Source organism: Micromonospora sp. NPDC000668, assembly GCF_042897975.1.
GTDB lineage: Bacteria > Actinomycetota > Actinomycetes > Mycobacteriales > Micromonosporaceae > Micromonospora.
In genome coordinates this window covers 377,529-394,359 of sequence record NZ_JBIAYP010000004.1, presented here as the reverse complement: position 1 = coordinate 394,359, position 16,831 = coordinate 377,529, and the positions used below count along the sequence as shown (strand labels likewise).

Sequence of the window (16,831 nt, the reverse complement as noted above, 5' to 3'; positions counted from 1 at the left end):
GTCAGCGGGAACGGCCTGCTGGCCGGTCGGTCCGCTCGCAGCGGGCCTGCCTCGAAGCTGGAGTTCGGTGCAGGTTTGGCCCCGCGTACCGAGTGGATCCGTCGGGCCGGTGGTGGCGGGTGGTAATTTCGCCCGGCGGGTGTCGGGGTGACCGGCCCGCACGGCGGCGAAGGGGTGACGGTGGCGGACTGGCTGGCGGCGCTCGACCGCCGCGCGGATCTGCGGGCGAAGGCCGGGCTGACCCGGCGGCTGCACCCGCGTCCCGCTGGCGACGGGATGACCGATCTGGCCGGCAACGACTACCTCGGCCTGGCCACCCATCCGGAGGTCACGGCCGCGGCCGTGGCGGCTCTGTCGGCGTACGGGCTGGGAGCGACCGGGTCGCGGCTGGTGCGTGGCTCCACCGACGCGCACCAGGCGCTGGAGGACGAGCTGGCGCAGTGGCTCGGCACGGACCGGTCCCTCGTCTTCTCCTCCGGCTACCTGGCCAACCTCGGAGCGCTGCGGGCCCTCGTCCAACCCCGGACGCTGCTCGTCTCCGACGCGCACAACCACGCGTCCCTGATCGATGGCTGCCGGATCTCCGGCGCGGAGACCGTGGTGACGCCGCACGCGGACGTCACAGCGGTGGCCGCAGCGTTGTCGGCCGCCCCGGGCCGCCCGGCGGTGGTGGTCACCGAGTCCGTCTTCTCGGTCGACGGCGACCTCGCCCCGCTGGCCCGGCTGCACGAGGTGGCCCGCCGGTACGGCGCACTCCTGCTGGTCGACGACGCGCACGCGCTCGGCGTGACCGGTCCGACCGGCGCCGGTGCGGTCGCCGCCGCCGGGCTGGCCGGCGAACCGGACGTGGTCGTCACCGCCACCCTGTCCAAGGCGCTCGGAGGAGCGGGTGGCGTGGTCGCCGGCCCGGCCGAGTTCGTCCGGCACCTGGTCGAGACCGGGCGCACCTTCATCTTCGACACCGCGCTGCCGCCCGCGGTCGCCGCCGGCGTGCACGCCGCGCTGCGGCTGGCCAGGGCCGGCGACGGCCTGCGCGCCGAGCTGGCCGACCGGGTGGCGCTGGCGGTCGCTCGGCTGCGCGCGGCCGGGCTGACCGTCTCCGCGCCGGACGCGGCGGTGATCTCGGTGACCGCTCCCGGGCCGGAGGCGGCGACCACCTGGGCCGCCGACTGCCGGGACCGGGGCGTCGCGGTGGGCTGCTTCCGGCCGCCGTCCACCCCGGACAGCCGTTCCCGCCTGCGGCTCACCATCAGCGCCGGGGTGTCCCGGGCCGATTTTGAACGCGCCCTGGACGTCATCGTGGAGTGCGCGCCGTGAGCGCGAGGAGTGAGCCGGGTTTGCGAGCGCTGCGGTGAGCGAGCCGTGGCGTGGCCCGGTGCTCGTCACCGGCACCGACACCGAGGTCGGCAAGACGGTGGTCACCGCGGCGATCGCCGCCGCCGCGCAGGCCGCCGGCCTGCGGGTGGCCGTGGTCAAACCCGGCCAGACGGGTACGTCCGGCGGCGAACCCGGCGACGTGGACGCGATCAACCGGCTGGCCGCCCCGCTCACCGGCCGTACCCTCGCCAGCTTTCCGGACCCGCTGGCCCCGCTGGCCGCCGCTCGGGTCGCCGACCTGCCGCCGCTGGAGCTGTACACCGCCGTGGACGCGGTTCGCGACGAGGCCGACAAGCACGACCTGGTGCTGGTCGAGGGTGCCGGTGGGTTGCTGGTCCCGATGGGGCTGCGCCCGTCCGGCGAGCCGTGGACGATGGCCGACCTGGCGGTGTCGCTCGGTGCGCCCGCCGTGGTGGTCGCCCGCGCCGGGCTGGGCACGCTCAACCACACGGCGCTGACCCTGGAGGCGCTGGACCGGCGGGCCGTGCCGGCCGGCGTGGTGATCGGCGCCTGGCCGGCCACGCCGGAGCTGGTGCACTGGACCAACCTCACCGATCTGGTACCGAACCTGCTCGGCGCGTTGCCCGCCGGTGCCGGCGCCATGGACCCGGGCGTGTTCCGGCGCTCCGCGCCGGGCTGGCTCACCCCAGCCCTGCACGGGGTGCTCGACGACTGGCGGGCCTGGGCCGAGGAGATCGGCTGATCACCTGACTTTCGTCGGTGTCCGGCCAGGTCGTGCGTGGGTAGCCTGGCCGCCGTGAGGATCCCGAGGTGGCCGGTGGGCGGGGCGTCGGGCGTGGCGCGGCCGAAGGATGCGTTGCTCTGGGTGGTGCTCGCCGCCCCCATCGGGTTCGCGGGGCTGACCCCGCCGTTCTCGCGGCACGGTCTGGCGTCGCTGGTCGGCGGGCTGGCGCTGCTGGCCGTGGCGGTGGTGCTGAGCCGGCGTCGGCCGCTGGTCGGCCTGCTGCTGGTGGTGCTCGGGTCGCTGGTCGACGGCAATTTCGTCTTCGCCATTCCGGTGTTCAGCTACCTGACCGGGCGGCGCAGCGCCGGGGCGGCCCCGGCGGCCGTGCTGTTCGGCGTGATCGCGTTCGGTGGCACGGTGCTGAACCTGGGGTTGCTCGGCACCGCGGCGGGCACCTGGTTCATGCTCGCCTCGGTGCTGCTCTTCGCCGGTGTGTTTCCGTGGCTGGTGGGCCGGTACCGCCGGCAGCAGCAGGAGTTGGCCGACGCGGGCCGTCGGCAGGCCGACGCGCTGGCGCGCGAACAGCGCGGCGCCGCCGAGCGGATCCGGCTGCGCGAGCGGGCCCGCATCGCCGAGGAGATGCACGACTCGCTCGGCCATGACCTCAGCCTGATCGCGCTGCGCGCCGCCGCGCTGGAGCTCGCCGACGACCTCGACCCCGCACACCGGGCGTCGGTGGGGGAGTTGCGGGCCAGCGTCGCCGCCGCCACCGAGCGACTGCACGGCATCATCGGCGTGCTGCGGGAGGAGGGCGGCCCGGCTGGGCTCCGGCCCGCCGGGGAGACCGTCGCCGACCTGGTGGAGGGTGCCCGGGAGGCGGGGATGGCGATCCGGTTGGACGTCCCGCCCGGTGCGGTCGAGCTGCCCGGGATGACCGGGCTCGCCGCACACCGGGTGGTCCGGGAGGCGCTCACCAACGCGGCGCGCTACGCCCCGGGCGCCCCGGTGACCGTCACTCTCGCCCCCGCTGCGGACGAGATCGAGGTGCGGGTAGTCAACGGGCCGGCACCGGCCGGCCCGCTGCCCACCCCACCGTCCTCCGGCAGCGGGCTGCTCGCGCTCGCCGAACGGGTCCGCCTGGCCGGCGGCATGCTGGACGTTGGCCCGCGCCCGGACGGCGGCTTCGCGGTACGGGCCCGACTGCCACTGCTCACCGCCCCTGCCAGCGTGGTCTCCGCCGCCCCCGCCGACGGGTGGTCGGCCGCCGCCGGTGGGTGGCCGGCCGCGGATGAGGCGGCCGGCCCGGTCGACGGCGGCGCGGAGCGGCCGGCCGACGCCGAGCTGCGCGACGCCCACCGACGGGTACGGCACAGCCTGCTGCTGGCGCTCGGCGCCCCGGCCGGCCTGGCCCTCGTCCTGTCGCTGATCTACTACCCGGTCGCCACGGCCGGCACCGTGCTGGACGAGTCGGCGTTCGACCGGATGCGGCCGGGTGTGGCGCGCGGCGATCTGGCCGAGCTGCCCCGGCGGCAGGTCGACCCGAGTGCCGGCGTACGGCGGGCCGGCTGCGAGTACTACACGGACGGCAACTTTCCCCTCGCCGCGCCGACCTGGCGGCTCTGCTTCGCCGACGGCCGACTTGTCAGCAAGGAGCGGATCTGACGATGAGCAGCGACACCATGGAACGTGGGCCGGTACGGGTTGTCCTCGCCGATGACGAGGCGATGATCCGGGCTGGTGTTCGCGCCATCCTCGCTGCCGATCCGGCCATCGAGGTGGTCGCCGAGGCCGGCGACGGGCGGGCGGCGGTGGAGCTGGTCCGCGCACACCGACCCCGGGTGGCGCTGCTGGACATCCGGATGCCGCGGCTGGACGGGCTGGCCGCCGCCGCCGAGATCCGCCGGGTGGCGCCGGCGACGGCGACGGTCATGCTGACCACCTTCGGCGAGGACGACCATGTGGCCCGGGCGCTCGGACACGGTGCCAGCGGGTTCCTGCTCAAGGCCGGGGACCCGCGCGAGCTGATCGCTGGGGTGCACGCGGTCGCCGACGGCGGGGCGTACCTGTCGCCACGGGTGGCCCGCCGGGTGATCGAGCTGGGCGCTGGGCGGTTGGCCCGCCGGCCCGCAGCGCGGGACCGGACGGCGGCGCTGACCGAGCGGGAACGGGAGGTGCTGGCGCTGGTCGGGGCGGGGCTGTCCAACGCCGAGATCGCCCGCCGGCTGCACCTGGTGGAGGGCACCGTGAAGAGCTACCTGACCAGCATCTTCACCCGGTTGGACGTGCGCAACCGGGTGCAGGCGGCGATCATCGCCTACGAGGCGGGGCTGGTCGACGGGTGAGCGGGGGCCGGCAGGCCCCCGCTCACCGTTCAGGCGTCGCGGCGGCGCAGCGCGACCCGGCCCAGCAGCAGCGCCGCACCGGCCCACCCGGCGAGCAGCAGCAGCCCGACCACGCCCGGGTACGGCTCGGTGTCGCCGGCCAGGAAATGCCCCCCGGCCACGCCGGGGAACACGTCGGCGATCCGGTTCAGCACGGCGATGTCCGGCTCCTGAAGCGACAGCGGCACGATCATCAGGGTGGCGAAGAGCACGGTGAGGGTGAGCACCGCGCTGCGTAGTGCCGCGCCGAGGCCCAGCGCGAGCACGCCGACCAGCGCCAGGTAGGTCGCCACCGCCACGATGTCGCCGATCGTGCCGGCGACCGGCGCGCTGCCCCACTCGCCGAGCACCGGCCACGCGACCAGTGCGCCGACGCCGCCGAGCAGCAGCCCGAGGGCGAAGGTGACCGCGCCGGCGACCACGGCCTTGGCCAGCAGCACCCGACCGCGTGCCGGGGTGCACTGCAGGGTCGTCCGGATGGTGCCGCTGGTGAACTCGGCGGTGATCGCCAGTAGGCCCAGCGCCAGCACGGCGTACTGGGTCAGCTCGACGGAGTCGATCACCACGCTGCCGACGGTGACGATTCCCCGGTCGTCGAGCGGGTCGTCGTTGGTGTTGTCGTTGGCCGCGTAGATGGCCAGCTGGACGGCGCTCGCAGCCATCAGCAGCAACGCGGCCAGCGCCGTCCACCAGGTGGTCCGCACCGAGAACAGCTTGGTCCACTCGGCGGCCACCGCGCCGCGGAAGGCGGCCGGGGCGGGACGGGTGTTCGGGATGGTTCCGGTGCTCATCGTGCCCCGCTTCCGGTCGGGCCGCCCGCGTACTCGACGCTGGCGGCGGTCAGCTCCATGAACGCCTGCTCCAGCGACGCGCCGTGCGAGCTCAGCTCGTGCAACCGCACCCCCAGCTCGTACGCCAGGTCACCGACCCGGTCCACGGTGCTCCCGGTGACGGTCAGCTCGTCGGGGCCGGCCGGCTCGACGGTGGCGCCGGCCGCGACGAGGCGCGCGCCGAGGGTGGCCAGCCCGTCCGGGTGCGGACTGCGGACCCGGACGGCGACCGCGCTGCCGGCGATCACGTCGTCGATCGGCGCGTCGGCGAGCAGCCGTCCGCGGCCGATCACCACGAGCTGGTCGGCGGTGAGCTGCATCTCGCTCATCAGATGGCTGGAGACGAAGACGGTCCGTCCCTGGTCGGCGAGCGAGCGCATCAGCTGTCGGACCCAGCGCACCCCGTCCGGGTCGAGGCCGTTGACCGGCTCGTCGAACATCAGCACCGGCGGGTCGCCGAGCAGCGCGCCGGCGATGCCGAGCCGTTGACCCATGCCGAGGGAGAGGGTCTTGCCCGGCTTGGCGGCGGCGCGCTCGTCCAGCCCGACGGTGTCGAGCACCTCGTCCACCCGGCGGGCCGGGATGCCGTTGCTGCGGGCCATGGCCAGCAGGTGCGCCCGGCCGGACCGGGTCGGGTGGATGGCCCGGGCATCGAGCAGCGCGCCCACCTCGTGCAGCGGCTGCCGCAACTCCCGGTACGCCCGGCCGCCGACCAACGCCTGCCCGGCGCTGGGCCGGTCCAGGCCGAGGATCATCCGCATGGTGGTGGACTTGCCGGCGCCGTTCGGGCCGAGGAAGCCGGTGACCCGGCCGGGCGCGACGTCGACGGTCAGGGCGTCGACCGCGACGGTCGCCCCGAACCGTTTCGTCAACCCACGTAATGTGATCATGCGCTGACGCTAGGCGCACGGACCACCCTGCCGCCGCGCCCGAACGGCAGCACTGCGCCCTGACTTTCGTCAGGTCCGCAACGTCGGTCAGCCCACGTAGTCCTCCAGCACCGCCGGGGTGAGCCCGGCCCGGTGGATCGCCTTCAGCGCCGCGAGGAGGTCGTCCATGAGCGCCGGCCGGAAGTGCATCAGCAGGACGTCGCCGGGCCGGACGACCTTCTCCGGAGTCTGGTAGCGCACTTTCCCCTCGTGGACGGTCTCGGTCCAGTGGAAGACCGCCTTCATGCCGCAGTCGTGGGCGGCCTTCAGCGTGGTCGAGTCCCGGTCGCCGAATGGTGGGCGGAACAGGGCCGGCCGCTTGCCGAACAGCGTCTCCAACTCGTCCGCCGCGCCGCAGATCTCGTGCTTCTGGGAGGCGTACGACCGGCCCGTCAGCGAGGGGTGCGTGATGGTGTGGTTCGCCACGACCCCGCCGGCCGCCTCGATCTGCCGGAAGTAGTCGGTGTGCTCGGTCGCCGCCGGCGAGTTCAGGAACATGGTGACCGGGATGTGTGCCTCCCGGATGAAGTCGATCACCTCGGGCGGGCGGGCCAGCCCACCGTCGTCGATGGTGATGAAGGCGACCTTCTGCTCGGTTGGCACGCGGTGCCAGAACGGCGCCGAGCCGTTCGCCGCCGGCTGCACCGGTTGCGGTGGTGGTGCCGCGGGGAAGGCCGGCACCTGCGACACGTACCAGGCCAGGCTCTTGAATGCGGGCTTTCCGGTTGCGGACGGCGAGGTCGACGGCGTCGCCGAGGGCGTGACGGACGGGCTCGGTTGATCCGCGGTGATCCGCTGGACCTGGAGTCTGGGGCGGTGGTCGGCTGCGCAGGCGCTCAGCGCAAGGAGGGCCAGAAGCGTTGTTGCCGCGCGGATGCGGCGCACAGGGGTTGCTGACACGCCCGGAAACGTATCGAGTCGATGTCAGGATCTTGCAGCCCGGTGGTGCTCCCGCTGGCGGCAACGAGGTGTTGCCCGGGCTGCCTGGTCTCGGGTCAGAGTTGCTTCGGTCAACGGGGGCGGCGGATGGCGCGGTGGATCATGCAGGTGCTCGCCACATGTGGCTTCGGCCTGCTGCTCGGGTTCATCGGGCTGAGTGTGACCTTCAATAAGCTCGTGGAACCGCCTCTGGGGAGCGGGGAGCATCGTGCTGCTGGTCCATGGCCCGCTCGACTGACCGGACCACGAAGGCGTCGGGCATCCGGAAGGTGAGGTTGTCCGGGCACCAGGGGGCGCGGACCACGGTCACCCCGTCGAGCAGCGGCGCGGCCTCGGCCACCACCACGGCCGCCTCCATCCGCGCCAGCACGTCACCGACGCAGCGGTGCGCACCGGCGCCGAAGGCCACATGCCGGCGCGATCCGCGCTGACCCGGGCGGAACTCGTCGGGCGCCTCGACGACCGCCGGGTCCCGGCCGGCGCGGGCCAGCCAGAGCACGAGGCTGGTGCCCGCCGGCACCACCGTCCCGCCCAGCGTGCTGTCCGTCGCCGCGACTCGGCGCCAGGTGACGATCGGCGGTTCCAGTCGCAGTCCCTCCTCCACCACGTCGGCCACCGCGACCTCGCCGGTGCGGAGCCCGGCCCGCACCGACGGCTCCCCGGCCAGCCGGTGCAACAGCAGGGTCAGGAACTGCGAGGTGGTCTCCTGCCCGGCGACCAGCAGGAAGAAGAGCGCGCCGACCACCACGTCCGGCGCGTGCCCGGCCGCGCGCAGTTCGGCGGCCAGCCCGCCGCCGGTGGCCGCGAAGTCGCGCAGCACGCGATGGAACCGGCCCACCTCGGTGGCGAGCGCCTGCTGCCGGTCGGCGTCCAGCGGCGCCCAGAACAGCTCCAGCGCGGCCCGGGCGAATTCCTTGACCGCGCCGACCGGTGCGTCCGGCAGCTCCACCAGCCGGGCCAGCACCAGCAGTGGCAGGTCCGCGGCGAGTTCCGTGTGGAGGTCGACTGGCGCGCCGGCGTCGAGCGTGGCGGCCAGCCGGGTGACCCGGTCCCGGACCAGCGCGGTGAGCCAGGGGCGCTGCGCGGCGACCCGGGCGGGGTGCAGCGCGTCGGCGACGATCGACCGGATCTCTGGATGGCTGGCACCCGAGTTGTTCGCCAGGGTCGGTGGCAGCCGGAACCGATGCCCGGCGAGCACCCGCAGCGCCGTCACCGGCATCGGGGTCACCGCGTCCAGCGCGTTGTCCGGCCGGTAGGTCGCCGGGTCGGCGAGGACCTGGCGGACCAGCGCTTGCCGGGTCACGACCAGATGGGGTACGCCGACGTGGTCGGTCACCGTGGCCACGTCCGGCCAGGGTGCCTCGACCTCGGACGCCCAGCTCCGGAACAGCACGCCGCCACGCTAGCCGGCGGCCCCCGGCAGCCCGGCCCGCAACTGCCACACGGTGGTGCGCTTCACCCGGACGCTCTCCAGGGCCTCCGGCACCGGCACGTCGTAGTGGGCCAGCTCGTCGAAGCGGTCCCGGGGCAGGAACGCCCGACCGGGGTCGCCGACCAGCACCAGGGCGCCGGCACGGGCGGCGCGGAGCAGGAATCGCAGCATCCGGCGGGCCATCGCCTCGCTGTAGAAGGCGTCCCCGGCGAGCACCACCTCGGCGTCCCCGGCGTCGCCGTCGAGGATGTCGCCGAACTCGGCGTCGACGCGTACCCCGTTGGCCTCGGCGTTGAGCGCGACGGCCGCGACGGCCAGTTCGTCCACCTCGACGGCCCGGACGGCGGCCGCGCCGGCCCGGGCCGCGGCGATGGCCACCAGGCCGGAGCCGGAGGCGAGGTCGAGCACCCGGCGGCCGGCGACCAGCTCCGGGTGGTCGGTCACGAAGCGGGCGAGGGCCTGGCCGCCGGCCCAGGCGAAGGCCCAGAACGGCGGCGGTCGGTCGGTGCTGAACTCACCCTCGGTCAGCTCCCAGAGCCCGATCGGCTCGTCCGCCTGGTGCAGCCGCACCTCGGGGACGAAGGCCACCGGGGTGAGCCGGGCGTGCAGCCGGACGAAGGTGGTGGAAAGTTCGGACACGTTGGCGATTGTCCCAGCGACCCAGTGCCCGGCGTGTCGCGGGGGACCGGTGACCGGTTCACCACCGTCGGTGAAAACGCGCCCTGTCCTTGCCGCCCGGTGCGAACACACCCGTCTGGTCGGGTCGACGCCCCGCTCCTAGCGTTGCGTGGTGGAGGCAACCGAACGGAGACGGCGGTGGTGACGGTGTGGCGGTACGCGCTGCGGCTCGGGGTGGTGCTGGCCTGTCTGAGCGGGGTGGAGCTGGTGCTCGCCGCTCCGGCGCAGGCGGCGTTCACCACCGAGTTGAGTGGACTGCCGGCCCGGTTCACCGCCGGCGACCAGGTGCGTACGGTCTCCGCGGTGGTCTCGCGGACCGACCGGCGCGGCGGGTGCGTGAAGGTGCGCTGGTCGATGGTGCTCAGCGTGCAGGGCATCCGACTCGACCAGGTGAAGATGGACCGGGTGGAGGAGACCGGCGACTTCCCGCTGGAGATCCAGACCGAGGGCGATGTGGCCCGGCTGACCGACCGGCAGCTCGACCCGGGCACGCTCTGCCCGGATCGCACGGTCACCGCCCGCTACCGGTTGGCCTTCGCCGAGGACGTCACCGAGGGACGGGTCACCCTCGCCGCGGAGGCGTACGACGCGAACCTGCGCCTGCTGGCCCGCCAGACGGCCACCCGCTCGGTGGTGGGGGTGGGCGGCGTCCCGAGCAGGTCGGCGGAGCCGACCGGAACACCAGCGGAGCCCAGCGACCCGGCGAACGCGCCGGGCGAGGAGGAGAGCGTGGGGCCGGTCGGCGAGCAACCGGTCGACGCCGCGCCGCCGGAGGCCGGCCGCCCGGTATCGCAGGCCGGCGGCTTCGGCGTGACGCAGGCGGCGTTCCTGCTCGGCGGGCTGCTGCTCTCGCTCGGGTTGGGGCTGCTGCTGCGGCTGCGCCACCTGACCCGGCTCGCGACCGCGGAGGCCGACGACCCACCGGTGGACCGGCTGTGGGAACGGCCGGCCGGCCGTTGGCGAACGGCCGGCCGCTGATTCGAGGTCGAGGTGGTCGGGGCCGGCGGAGGTCCGCCGGCCCCGACGGTGTCACTTCGAGAACGCCTGGAACTCGGCGATCCTGACCTGGTTCCGGGCCGGGCTGGCGGTCGCGCAGTCCGTCGTCGTGGCCGGGTCGTTGTCCTGCTCACCGGCGTACTGCGGGCCGCCGGTGCATTGGCTGGCCAGCACCTCCAGCCGCAGGTGGGTGGCGAGCGTGGTGGGCACCGCGAACGTCCGGAGGTTGATGTCCCGGGTGTACGCCCGGTACGCCCCGCCGGGGAACGCGTCGCCCGCACTGGTGTAGATCCGCTGCCAGCGCGCGGGATCCGCGCAGTCGGTGGTCTTCGCGTTGCAGGCCGACACCGCGAACGAGCGCAGCGCGCTGAGCGCGTTCTGACTGCCGGTGTCGGCGTCCCCGGTGATCGCCGGGCGCAGCATGGCGCTGACGTTCACCCGCTTGACCACCTGCGGTGCGTCCCCGGGCAGCGCCACGGTGAGCTGCCGGCCGGCCACCCCGTCCAGCGAGGCCCAGTTCGTCGCCTCGGTGTCGTCGGCGACCCGGTCCAGGTTGACCCCGTCGCCGCTGACCGCGGCGCCGGACGCCGTGGACGCGAGGTTGCGGCTCATCCGCAGGTCCACGTATCCGTCGTGATCGGCCTTGGCGACCACGCTGAGCCGCTGGTGCCCGAAGCCGGGCGCCACCGCGAGCAGGTCGTACGTGCCGGCCACCAGCTCCACGGTGTCCGGGATCAGCGTGGCCGGGTCAGTGTCCGCGATCGGCATCGCCCGTGCCTCGTACGCCCCGACGTACACCCGGATCGGCGCGTCGGCGCTGTCCCCGCGCGGGCGCAGGGTGAGCGTCGCGTTGCCGCCGCGCGGCGAGGCGAAGCTCGGCGTCGGGTCGGTGTCACCGGCGCCGTTGGTGACGGCGTCGCGGCCCATCCCGGAGCGGGCGAACTCGGCCCAGATCAGGTCCTGGTTCGCGCCGCCGAAGCGGAGCAGGTCGGCGGTGAGCATGTTGTCCCGCATGTCGAGCATGCTCACCTGGCTGGCCGCCTGGAGCAGGAACGAGTCGAAGACCAGCTGCGACCAGCGCCGGTTGCCCGGGCACTTGTCGGCGGCGACCTTCCCCTGCGCGCACTCCAGCTGCCGCTGCGGGGTGCCCAGGCCGTACCGCTTGACCAGCGCGGAGCGGACCCGGAAGTTGGTGGCGCCCCAGATCTCCCCGTCGGCGTGCACGGCGGGACCACCGGTGTTGTAGCCGATGTCGGAGTAGTTCAGCGGGCTGCGGCTGAGGTCGTAGTTGCGGATGCCGCTGACCAGGTTGCCGGTGACGTAGCCGCCGGTGACGAAGGGCGTCTCGCCGGGCGCGCGCAGCCCGTGCTGGAAGAGGTACTCGGCGGCGAGCAGGTCGCTCCACGACTCACCCATCGACCCGCCCTGGTGGCCGCCGATCCCGCTGTCCGGGCCGGCGATCATCCGGTTGCTGATCGCGTGGGTGTACTCGTGGCCGATCACCGTCATGTCGTAGTCGCCGTCCACGCACGGCGGGTACGGCCCGCCGGCCTGCGGCTGCCACAGGTACATGTTGGTGGTCGGCGGCAGCCCGTCGCGCGGGGTGCCCTGGTTGGCGTTGTTCCGGTTGCCGGTCAGCGCACCCTGCTGGGCGCGGCCCTGCTCGGCGTCGCCGCCCAGCCCCGCCGGGGTGAGGTTGACCGCCTGGAGGTTCCACGCGGACTCGGTGAAGCCCAACTGGTACGCCCAGTCGTGCATCCGGTTGTGCATGGCGAAGAGGTTGCCGATCGCCGCGTCGGCGTCGTTGCGCTGCGCGGAGGTGAACACCTCCGGGTTGCACTTCGCCTGGTGCCACTGGTCGGTGAACGGGTACTCGTAGCGGCGTTCCGGGCTGGGGGTCGCCGGGACGACCGGAGTGCCGGCGCCCCAGGAGAGCACCGTGTTGGCCGAGTTGCCGCGCGAGGTGAAGGTGGGCGTGCCGGTTGCCGCGTCGACGTCCCACGGCTGGCCGGTCGCCGGGTCGCGGAACGCGGCCTGACAGCCGGGCGTGGGGTCGCCGCACCAGCGCACCCGGGGGTCCTGCCCGGGAGCGAGGTCGCGGGGCGGGGTGGCCGGGAAGACCGCCCAGCTCGGGTTGTCGGAGTCGAAGTCGACGAGGTCCTCGCGGACCAGCACCTGCCCGGTGATCCCGTCCACGTAGGTGGTGAACGCGGCCGGGTGGTCGGTGTCCGCGCCGATCAGCGTCACCTCGTATCCGGCCCGAGGCCCGTCAACCGGGGTGGGCACGGCCACCGCGCGCACGGTGTGGCTGGCCACCGCGCTGGCGTCCAGCTTGGCGTCGGCGAGCGCGGCGGCGTACGCCTGCTCGGCGGTGCGGGTGGCCGGCGCCGGTGCGCCGGTGTCGCGGGCCAGCGAGGAGCTGACCGAGAGCACCGCGCCGCCGGAGACCGCGATGGTGACCAGGCCGTCCGGGCCAGCCGGCAGGTCGCCGAAGCGCTGCCGCAGGGTGACCACGGCACCGCTGCCGATCGGCCGGACCAGCACCCGCTCCAGGCTGGACACCGTGGCGGTGTCCATCCCGAACAGGTCGCGGTTGGCGGCCAGGTAGGCGCGGGCCGCGGCCTCCGGGTCGGTGGGCAGGCCGGTGGCGAGCGGGGTGCGGCCGGGGCCGAGCGCCTGCGGGGTACCGAGCCGGTTCCACCGCACGTCGGGGTCGGCGGCGCGGGCCAACCCGCGCTGGCGGGCGTCCGGCGCCGCCGTACCGGTGCGGTTGTCGACGTCGGCGTGCTGGTGCCCCTCGGCGAACGGCCCGGAGCGGCGCTCGGCGGACGGCGCGCCGCCGGCGGGGGCCGCGGTGCTCGCGCCGGTGGGGAGCAGCGCGGCGACCGTCGCGGTCGTCGCCAGTACGGCGATGAGCCGGCGTCGACGCCGGCTCATCGGGGGTGACCACTCCGGTTGTGGCACGGGACCTCCTCGTGGGAGCGGGATGGCCGGCGGCCGCCGACCGACGCTGCGCGGTAACGCATGCGCATCTGTGGATATCAGCCGCCAGGGGCGGCGGCAAGGCCCCGGGCCGGCGACGCGCCGACAGATCGAGATAAATCAACGGTGCCGGTGCCCGCACGCCCGGCTGCCCGCCGGATCGACCCGGCCAAACGGGGTCAGGCCAGGTCGGTGGGATCCAGGCCGAGTTCCCGGGAGGTCACCAGCCGGACCCACTCGCCGAACTGCCGGCGGGAGATCACCCGGTCGTGCACGGCGAGCTGCACGGCCAGGCCGTCCATCACCGCGCTGATCCGCCAGGCGGCCCCGTCCGGGTCGGCGCACTGGAAGGTGCCGTCGGCGACCCCGGCCGAGATCACCGCGGCCAGGTCCTGCCGCCAGCGCAGGTCGAGCCGGCGGGAGACCTTCTCCACCTCGGGGGTACGCAACGACTCCGACCAGCCGTCGATCCACATCGACCAGGAGGTGGCTCGCCCGGCCGGGGTGTAGAGCTTCAGGATCCGCCGGAGCTTGGTCAGCGGCGGGGCCGAGGAGCGGGTCACCACGTCCAGCCGGGCCAGGTCCTGCTCGACCGCGTACGCGAATGCCTGCGCGAGCAGTCGCTCCTTGGTGGCGAAGTGGTAGAAGACCAGCGCCTGACTCACACCGGCCGCCTGCGCCACGTCCGCTGTCCGGGTGTTGGCCAGACCGCGCTGGACGATCACGTCACAGGCGGTGCGCAGCAGGGCATCCAGGCGGATCTCGGCCGCACGTCTCGTCACGACCGTTACCGTAGCCTATCTACCCGAACACGAACAGTTACGGCCACCGTCCGATTCGCCGCACGACAGTCGGAAGCCGGACACTTCCTGAGGGTGCCTTCCGTCGTTCTTCTGGGAGTGTTCGTCGAGGTCCGCCGGCACTGGTCGACGCACCGGGACGCCCACCAAGGGGCGCCCCGCCTGTGCGGGGCCGGCAGGCCCCGGCGGTGTCGGAGTGTGACGATCAGGGAGTTACCAGGTCAGCCCCCTAGGAAGCCGGTCGGTGGTGGCTCCGATCCCGCCAGCGGTCGCACTCGTCCACCTGCTTGGGTAGGACGCGCCGAGCCGGACCCCGAGTTGGCAGTCGTTCACCGGCTCGGCTAAAGTTCTCATCCGTCACCCGGGAACGTCCGGGGGCGTGCGGACGTAGCGCAGCTGGTAGCGCATCACCTTGCCAAGGTGAGGGTCGCGGGTTCGAATCCCGTCGTCCGCTCGGAGCTGCCGCCACGTATGACGGGGGCAACCTCGGTGGGGTGGCCGAGAGGCGAGGCAACGGCCTGCAAAGCCGTGTACGCGGGTTCAAATCCCGTCCCCACCTCAGCAACAAGGCACGGGCGATTGGCGCAGTGGGAGCGCGCTTCCTTGACACGGAAGAGGTCACTGGTTCAAACCCAGTATCGCCCACCAGCAAAAAGGCCAGGTCAGAGATTATCTGACCTGGCCTTTTCTTGATCTTCACCCTAGATCACGAGTCACCCGTGAGTTGCGACGGTCACAAGCGGGCGAGGCTTCAGCTCGTGCTTCCACAGGATTTCGCATATCTGGTCGAGGCCTCGAGTGAGGTGCCGACGGTAGGTTGAGAACGGTAGATTCAACCGATGGGCGGCACTTTGCTGGGTTCGTGACCCTTCAAGGTAGGTGGCCGCAACGGCGCGATGCATTTTGACCGTACGCGGATCCTCGCGCAGTGCGCTGACGGCGTCGCCGAGCACATCTCGCAACGCCCCGGCCACTGCCGCCTCGTCGACCGGCTGACCGGCGAGCGAATGCCGGACGAGCTTAGCGTGCCTGAGTGGATTGGCAGCCAGTTCGCTGGTGCTCCGCCAGCTACCGAGCGCATGCCGTACTGCCGAGTCGAATTCAGTTCGCGACAGTCTGTTCATGGCGCCGGCAGGTTGAGTGGTGGGCGACGTGTTGTAGCGGTCCGCGAACCAGTGTTCGAGGGGGACGTGCTCCCAATTTCGGCCGAACAGCGTGTGCTCCACGCCGTCGATTCGGGGGCGCTGCGGGACCGGCCGGTGTTGTGCGTGGTCCATGAGCCGACGCCAGTAGTCGGGATCGGAGGGCACGACATATGAGCAGGCCAGATTCTCCGCTTGTACCCACTCCGCCATGATGCGCAGCTGCATAGGGTGCAGCCTCGCCGATACGCGGTGGTACGAAGCGGGATAGACAAGAAACCGGTCAATCCTGATGTGCTCGTGGGCGCGCAGCGCGCCGGTCTCGGTGGCGTGGGCCCAGGCAGCAGCCGCGACCGGGTCTCGCTGGAGTGCCTCTCGGTCACCAGCACGAAGCCGGATCCATACCATGAACGCGACGAGAGCCCCGGATTCCGAACGATAGAGGCGTACGCACTCCGGCTCTCGCTGCAGCCAGAAGTCCAGAATGGCGATGGACTCCGGCCCTTCGGTCTCGGCCGCCATCGCGAGGACGTCGTGGCGGTCCTCCGGATTCATGGCTGCCTCGTGTAGCTGTCCTTCGTACGGGGTACTGAAGAAGTAGCGGTCCTCCTCCCCCAGTTCAGGTAGCAGGAGGTGAGACAGGTCCTGCATCGCGGGCAGCACGTCGGAACCGGTGGCGGCCCGGCCGACCTGGAGCAGGTACGGCCAGATTCGATTGTAGATTTCGGCGTAGCGCTGTTGATTTCGCCATCGCAGGTCCGCCTCCAGGACCCCGCGGACGATGTCGTGCGGATATATTCCGCGTGGACCCAGTTCTACGTATGGTTGCTGAATCAGCCAGTCGAACACCATGGCAGCGTCCGACTTGCTCATCACCGTCTGGAGCAGCGCTTCCGTAGTCACACGCGCTTGGGTCAACACGGTCAGCGCCACACGATGCGTCTCACTCGGCACGGGTCCCACGAGCTGACCCATCAACGGCGCGATGAAGTCCTGCGTGGGTCTCCACCTGGCATGGGAGGCACCGATGCGGGCGGCGGCCTCTGCCATGAGGCTCAGGGCCAACGGATTCCCACCGGCGAAGGCGGCGATGGTGTCTCGTAATTCCGGCCTCACACCACGGGCATCGAGCAACGCGGCAGACTCCTTGAGACTGAGCCCATCGAGTTCCATCACTTGAAGTGTGCCCGCCCAGGCTACGTCGGAGGTCCAGCTCGCCGCCGGTGGTCTGCGGCCGGCCACGACCACCACCACACCGGTCTTGACCTGTGGAAGGAAGCGGTCCCGCAGCCAGTCTTCCAGAACCTCGCACTTCTCGAAGGTGTCAATCAATACCACCGTTCGGTGATCGGTGTGTGCCGTCTCCGCCTCCACGAAGAATTCGGCAGGAGACGGCTCAGTGCGGCCGTCGATTTCGATCACAGTGCGACCGGCTTCCTCGGCTTCGTCCTTGAACCGCCGGAGCAGCGACGACTTGCCGATTCCACCGGGCCCATACAGAAAACACACCGCGTATGCGCCGGGCTCACCTGTCAGCGCGGCCCGAAATTCGGCCAAGTAATGCTCTCGACCGATGAGACCTCGAGCACGAGACTCGCGGAGACGGCCCGCCAACCGGGCCTGCGGCGGGGACGGGAATTCATGCATGACGCAAAGGTCC

Annotated in this window: 13 protein-coding genes and 3 tRNA genes; 8 read left to right on the top strand and 8 right to left on the bottom strand. The window is 72.7% G+C overall.

Going from position 1 to position 16,831, the window contains the following annotated elements; translation table 11 throughout:
• The first annotated feature begins 180 nt into the window (after positions 1–180).
• The 4 genes from ACFY29_RS22650 to ACFY29_RS22635 are packed head-to-tail and all read left to right on the top strand — an operon-like array spanning position 181 to position 4,404.
• Complete coding sequence (locus ACFY29_RS22650) at positions 181–1,317, top strand: 8-amino-7-oxononanoate synthase (RefSeq protein WP_328426391.1); 1,137 nt, start codon at positions 181–183, stop codon at positions 1,315–1,317.
• Between the two features lie 58 nt (positions 1,318–1,375).
• The gene (gene bioD, locus ACFY29_RS22645; protein ID WP_355603720.1) at positions 1,376–2,080 is read left to right on the top strand and encodes a dethiobiotin synthase; all 705 of its coding nucleotides are present in this window, start codon (positions 1,376–1,378) and stop codon (positions 2,078–2,080) included.
• A gap of 54 nt (positions 2,081–2,134) precedes the next feature.
• Positions 2,135–3,724, top strand: coding sequence for a sensor histidine kinase (locus ACFY29_RS22640; RefSeq protein ID WP_386989275.1), 1,590 nt, complete (start codon positions 2,135–2,137; stop codon positions 3,722–3,724).
• Between the two features lie 2 nt (positions 3,725–3,726).
• Positions 3,727–4,404 carry a response regulator gene (locus tag ACFY29_RS22635; protein WP_386989272.1) on the top strand — a complete coding sequence of 226 codons (678 nt, stop codon included), beginning with the start codon at positions 3,727–3,729 and terminating at the stop codon, positions 4,402–4,404.
• Positions 4,405–4,433: 29 nt separating this feature from the next.
• Here the strand turns inward: ACFY29_RS22635 and ACFY29_RS22630 are convergent, their stop codons facing one another.
• The 5 genes from ACFY29_RS22630 to ACFY29_RS22610 form a co-directional block, all read right to left on the bottom strand.
• Complete coding sequence (locus tag ACFY29_RS22630) at positions 4,434–5,234, bottom strand: ABC transporter permease (RefSeq protein ID WP_386989270.1); 801 nt, start codon at positions 5,232–5,234, stop codon at positions 4,434–4,436.
• Positions 5,231–6,163, bottom strand: coding sequence for an ABC transporter ATP-binding protein (locus tag ACFY29_RS22625; protein ID WP_386989267.1), 933 nt, complete (start codon positions 6,161–6,163; stop codon positions 5,231–5,233). Before ACFY29_RS22625 ends, ACFY29_RS22630 begins: the two co-directional genes overlap by 4 nt.
• Before the next feature lie 87 nt (positions 6,164–6,250).
• On the bottom strand, positions 6,251–7,102 hold the full coding sequence (locus ACFY29_RS22620) for a polysaccharide deacetylase family protein (RefSeq protein WP_386989264.1): 852 nt from the start codon (positions 7,100–7,102) through the stop codon (positions 6,251–6,253).
• Positions 7,103–7,307: 205 nt separating this feature from the next.
• Entirely contained in the window at positions 7,308–8,534 is a 1,227-nt protein-coding gene (locus tag ACFY29_RS22615) for a cytochrome P450 (RefSeq protein WP_386989261.1), read from the bottom strand.
• Between the two features lie 9 nt (positions 8,535–8,543).
• Positions 8,544–9,212 carry a class I SAM-dependent methyltransferase gene (locus ACFY29_RS22610; RefSeq protein WP_386989258.1) on the bottom strand — a complete coding sequence of 223 codons (669 nt, stop codon included), beginning with the start codon at positions 9,210–9,212 and terminating at the stop codon, positions 8,544–8,546.
• A 177-nt stretch (positions 9,213–9,389) separates the two neighbouring features.
• Between ACFY29_RS22610 and ACFY29_RS22605 the strand changes: the two genes are divergently transcribed.
• Positions 9,390–10,229 (top strand): hypothetical protein, encoded by an 840-nt coding sequence (locus ACFY29_RS22605; protein WP_386989256.1) that lies wholly within the window; start codon positions 9,390–9,392, stop codon positions 10,227–10,229.
• Between the two features lie 51 nt (positions 10,230–10,280).
• Here ACFY29_RS22605 and ACFY29_RS22600 read toward each other — a convergent pair whose 3' ends face one another.
• Both ACFY29_RS22600 and ACFY29_RS22595 read right to left on the bottom strand, forming a co-directional pair.
• The gene (locus ACFY29_RS22600; RefSeq protein WP_386989253.1) at positions 10,281–13,211 is read right to left on the bottom strand and encodes a M36 family metallopeptidase; all 2,931 of its coding nucleotides are present in this window, start codon (positions 13,209–13,211) and stop codon (positions 10,281–10,283) included.
• Between the two features lie 197 nt (positions 13,212–13,408).
• A complete protein-coding gene (locus ACFY29_RS22595; protein WP_386989250.1) occupies positions 13,409–14,011 on the bottom strand; it encodes a TetR/AcrR family transcriptional regulator in 603 nt (200 codons plus the stop codon).
• Between the two features lie 399 nt (positions 14,012–14,410).
• On the opposite strand from ACFY29_RS22595, the gene ACFY29_RS22590 reads away from it, so the two are divergent.
• The 3 genes from ACFY29_RS22590 (at position 14,411) to ACFY29_RS22580 (ending at position 14,677) form a co-directional block, all read left to right on the top strand.
• Positions 14,411–14,483 (top strand) — tRNA-Gly (locus ACFY29_RS22590).
• A gap of 34 nt (positions 14,484–14,517) precedes the next feature.
• Positions 14,518–14,588, top strand: a tRNA-Cys gene (locus ACFY29_RS22585).
• Between the two features lie 14 nt (positions 14,589–14,602).
• A tRNA-Val gene (locus ACFY29_RS22580) sits at positions 14,603–14,677 on the top strand.
• A 65-nt stretch (positions 14,678–14,742) separates the two neighbouring features.
• Here the strand turns inward: ACFY29_RS22580 and ACFY29_RS22575 are convergent.
• Positions 14,743–16,818, bottom strand: a complete 2,076-nt coding sequence (locus tag ACFY29_RS22575; protein ID WP_386989247.1) for an ATP-binding protein — start codon at positions 16,816–16,818, stop codon at positions 14,743–14,745.
• Positions 16,819–16,831: the final 13 nt, after the last annotated feature.

What these genes read in the sequence shown, in the direction of transcription:
- ACFY29_RS22630 (WP_386989270.1), bottom strand. Translation starts at nt 5,234, where the DNA reads ATGAGCACCGGAACCATCCCGAACACCCGTCCCGCCCCGGCCGCCTTC.
- ACFY29_RS22635 (WP_386989272.1), top strand. Translation starts at nt 3,727, where the DNA reads ATGAGCAGCGACACCATGGAACGTGGGCCGGTACGGGTTGTCCTCGCC.
- ACFY29_RS22625 (WP_386989267.1), bottom strand. Translation starts at nt 6,163, where the DNA reads ATGATCACATTACGTGGGTTGACGAAACGGTTCGGGGCGACCGTCGCG.
- ACFY29_RS22575 (WP_386989247.1), bottom strand. Translation starts at nt 16,818, where the DNA reads ATGCATGAATTCCCGTCCCCGCCGCAGGCCCGGTTGGCGGGCCGTCTC.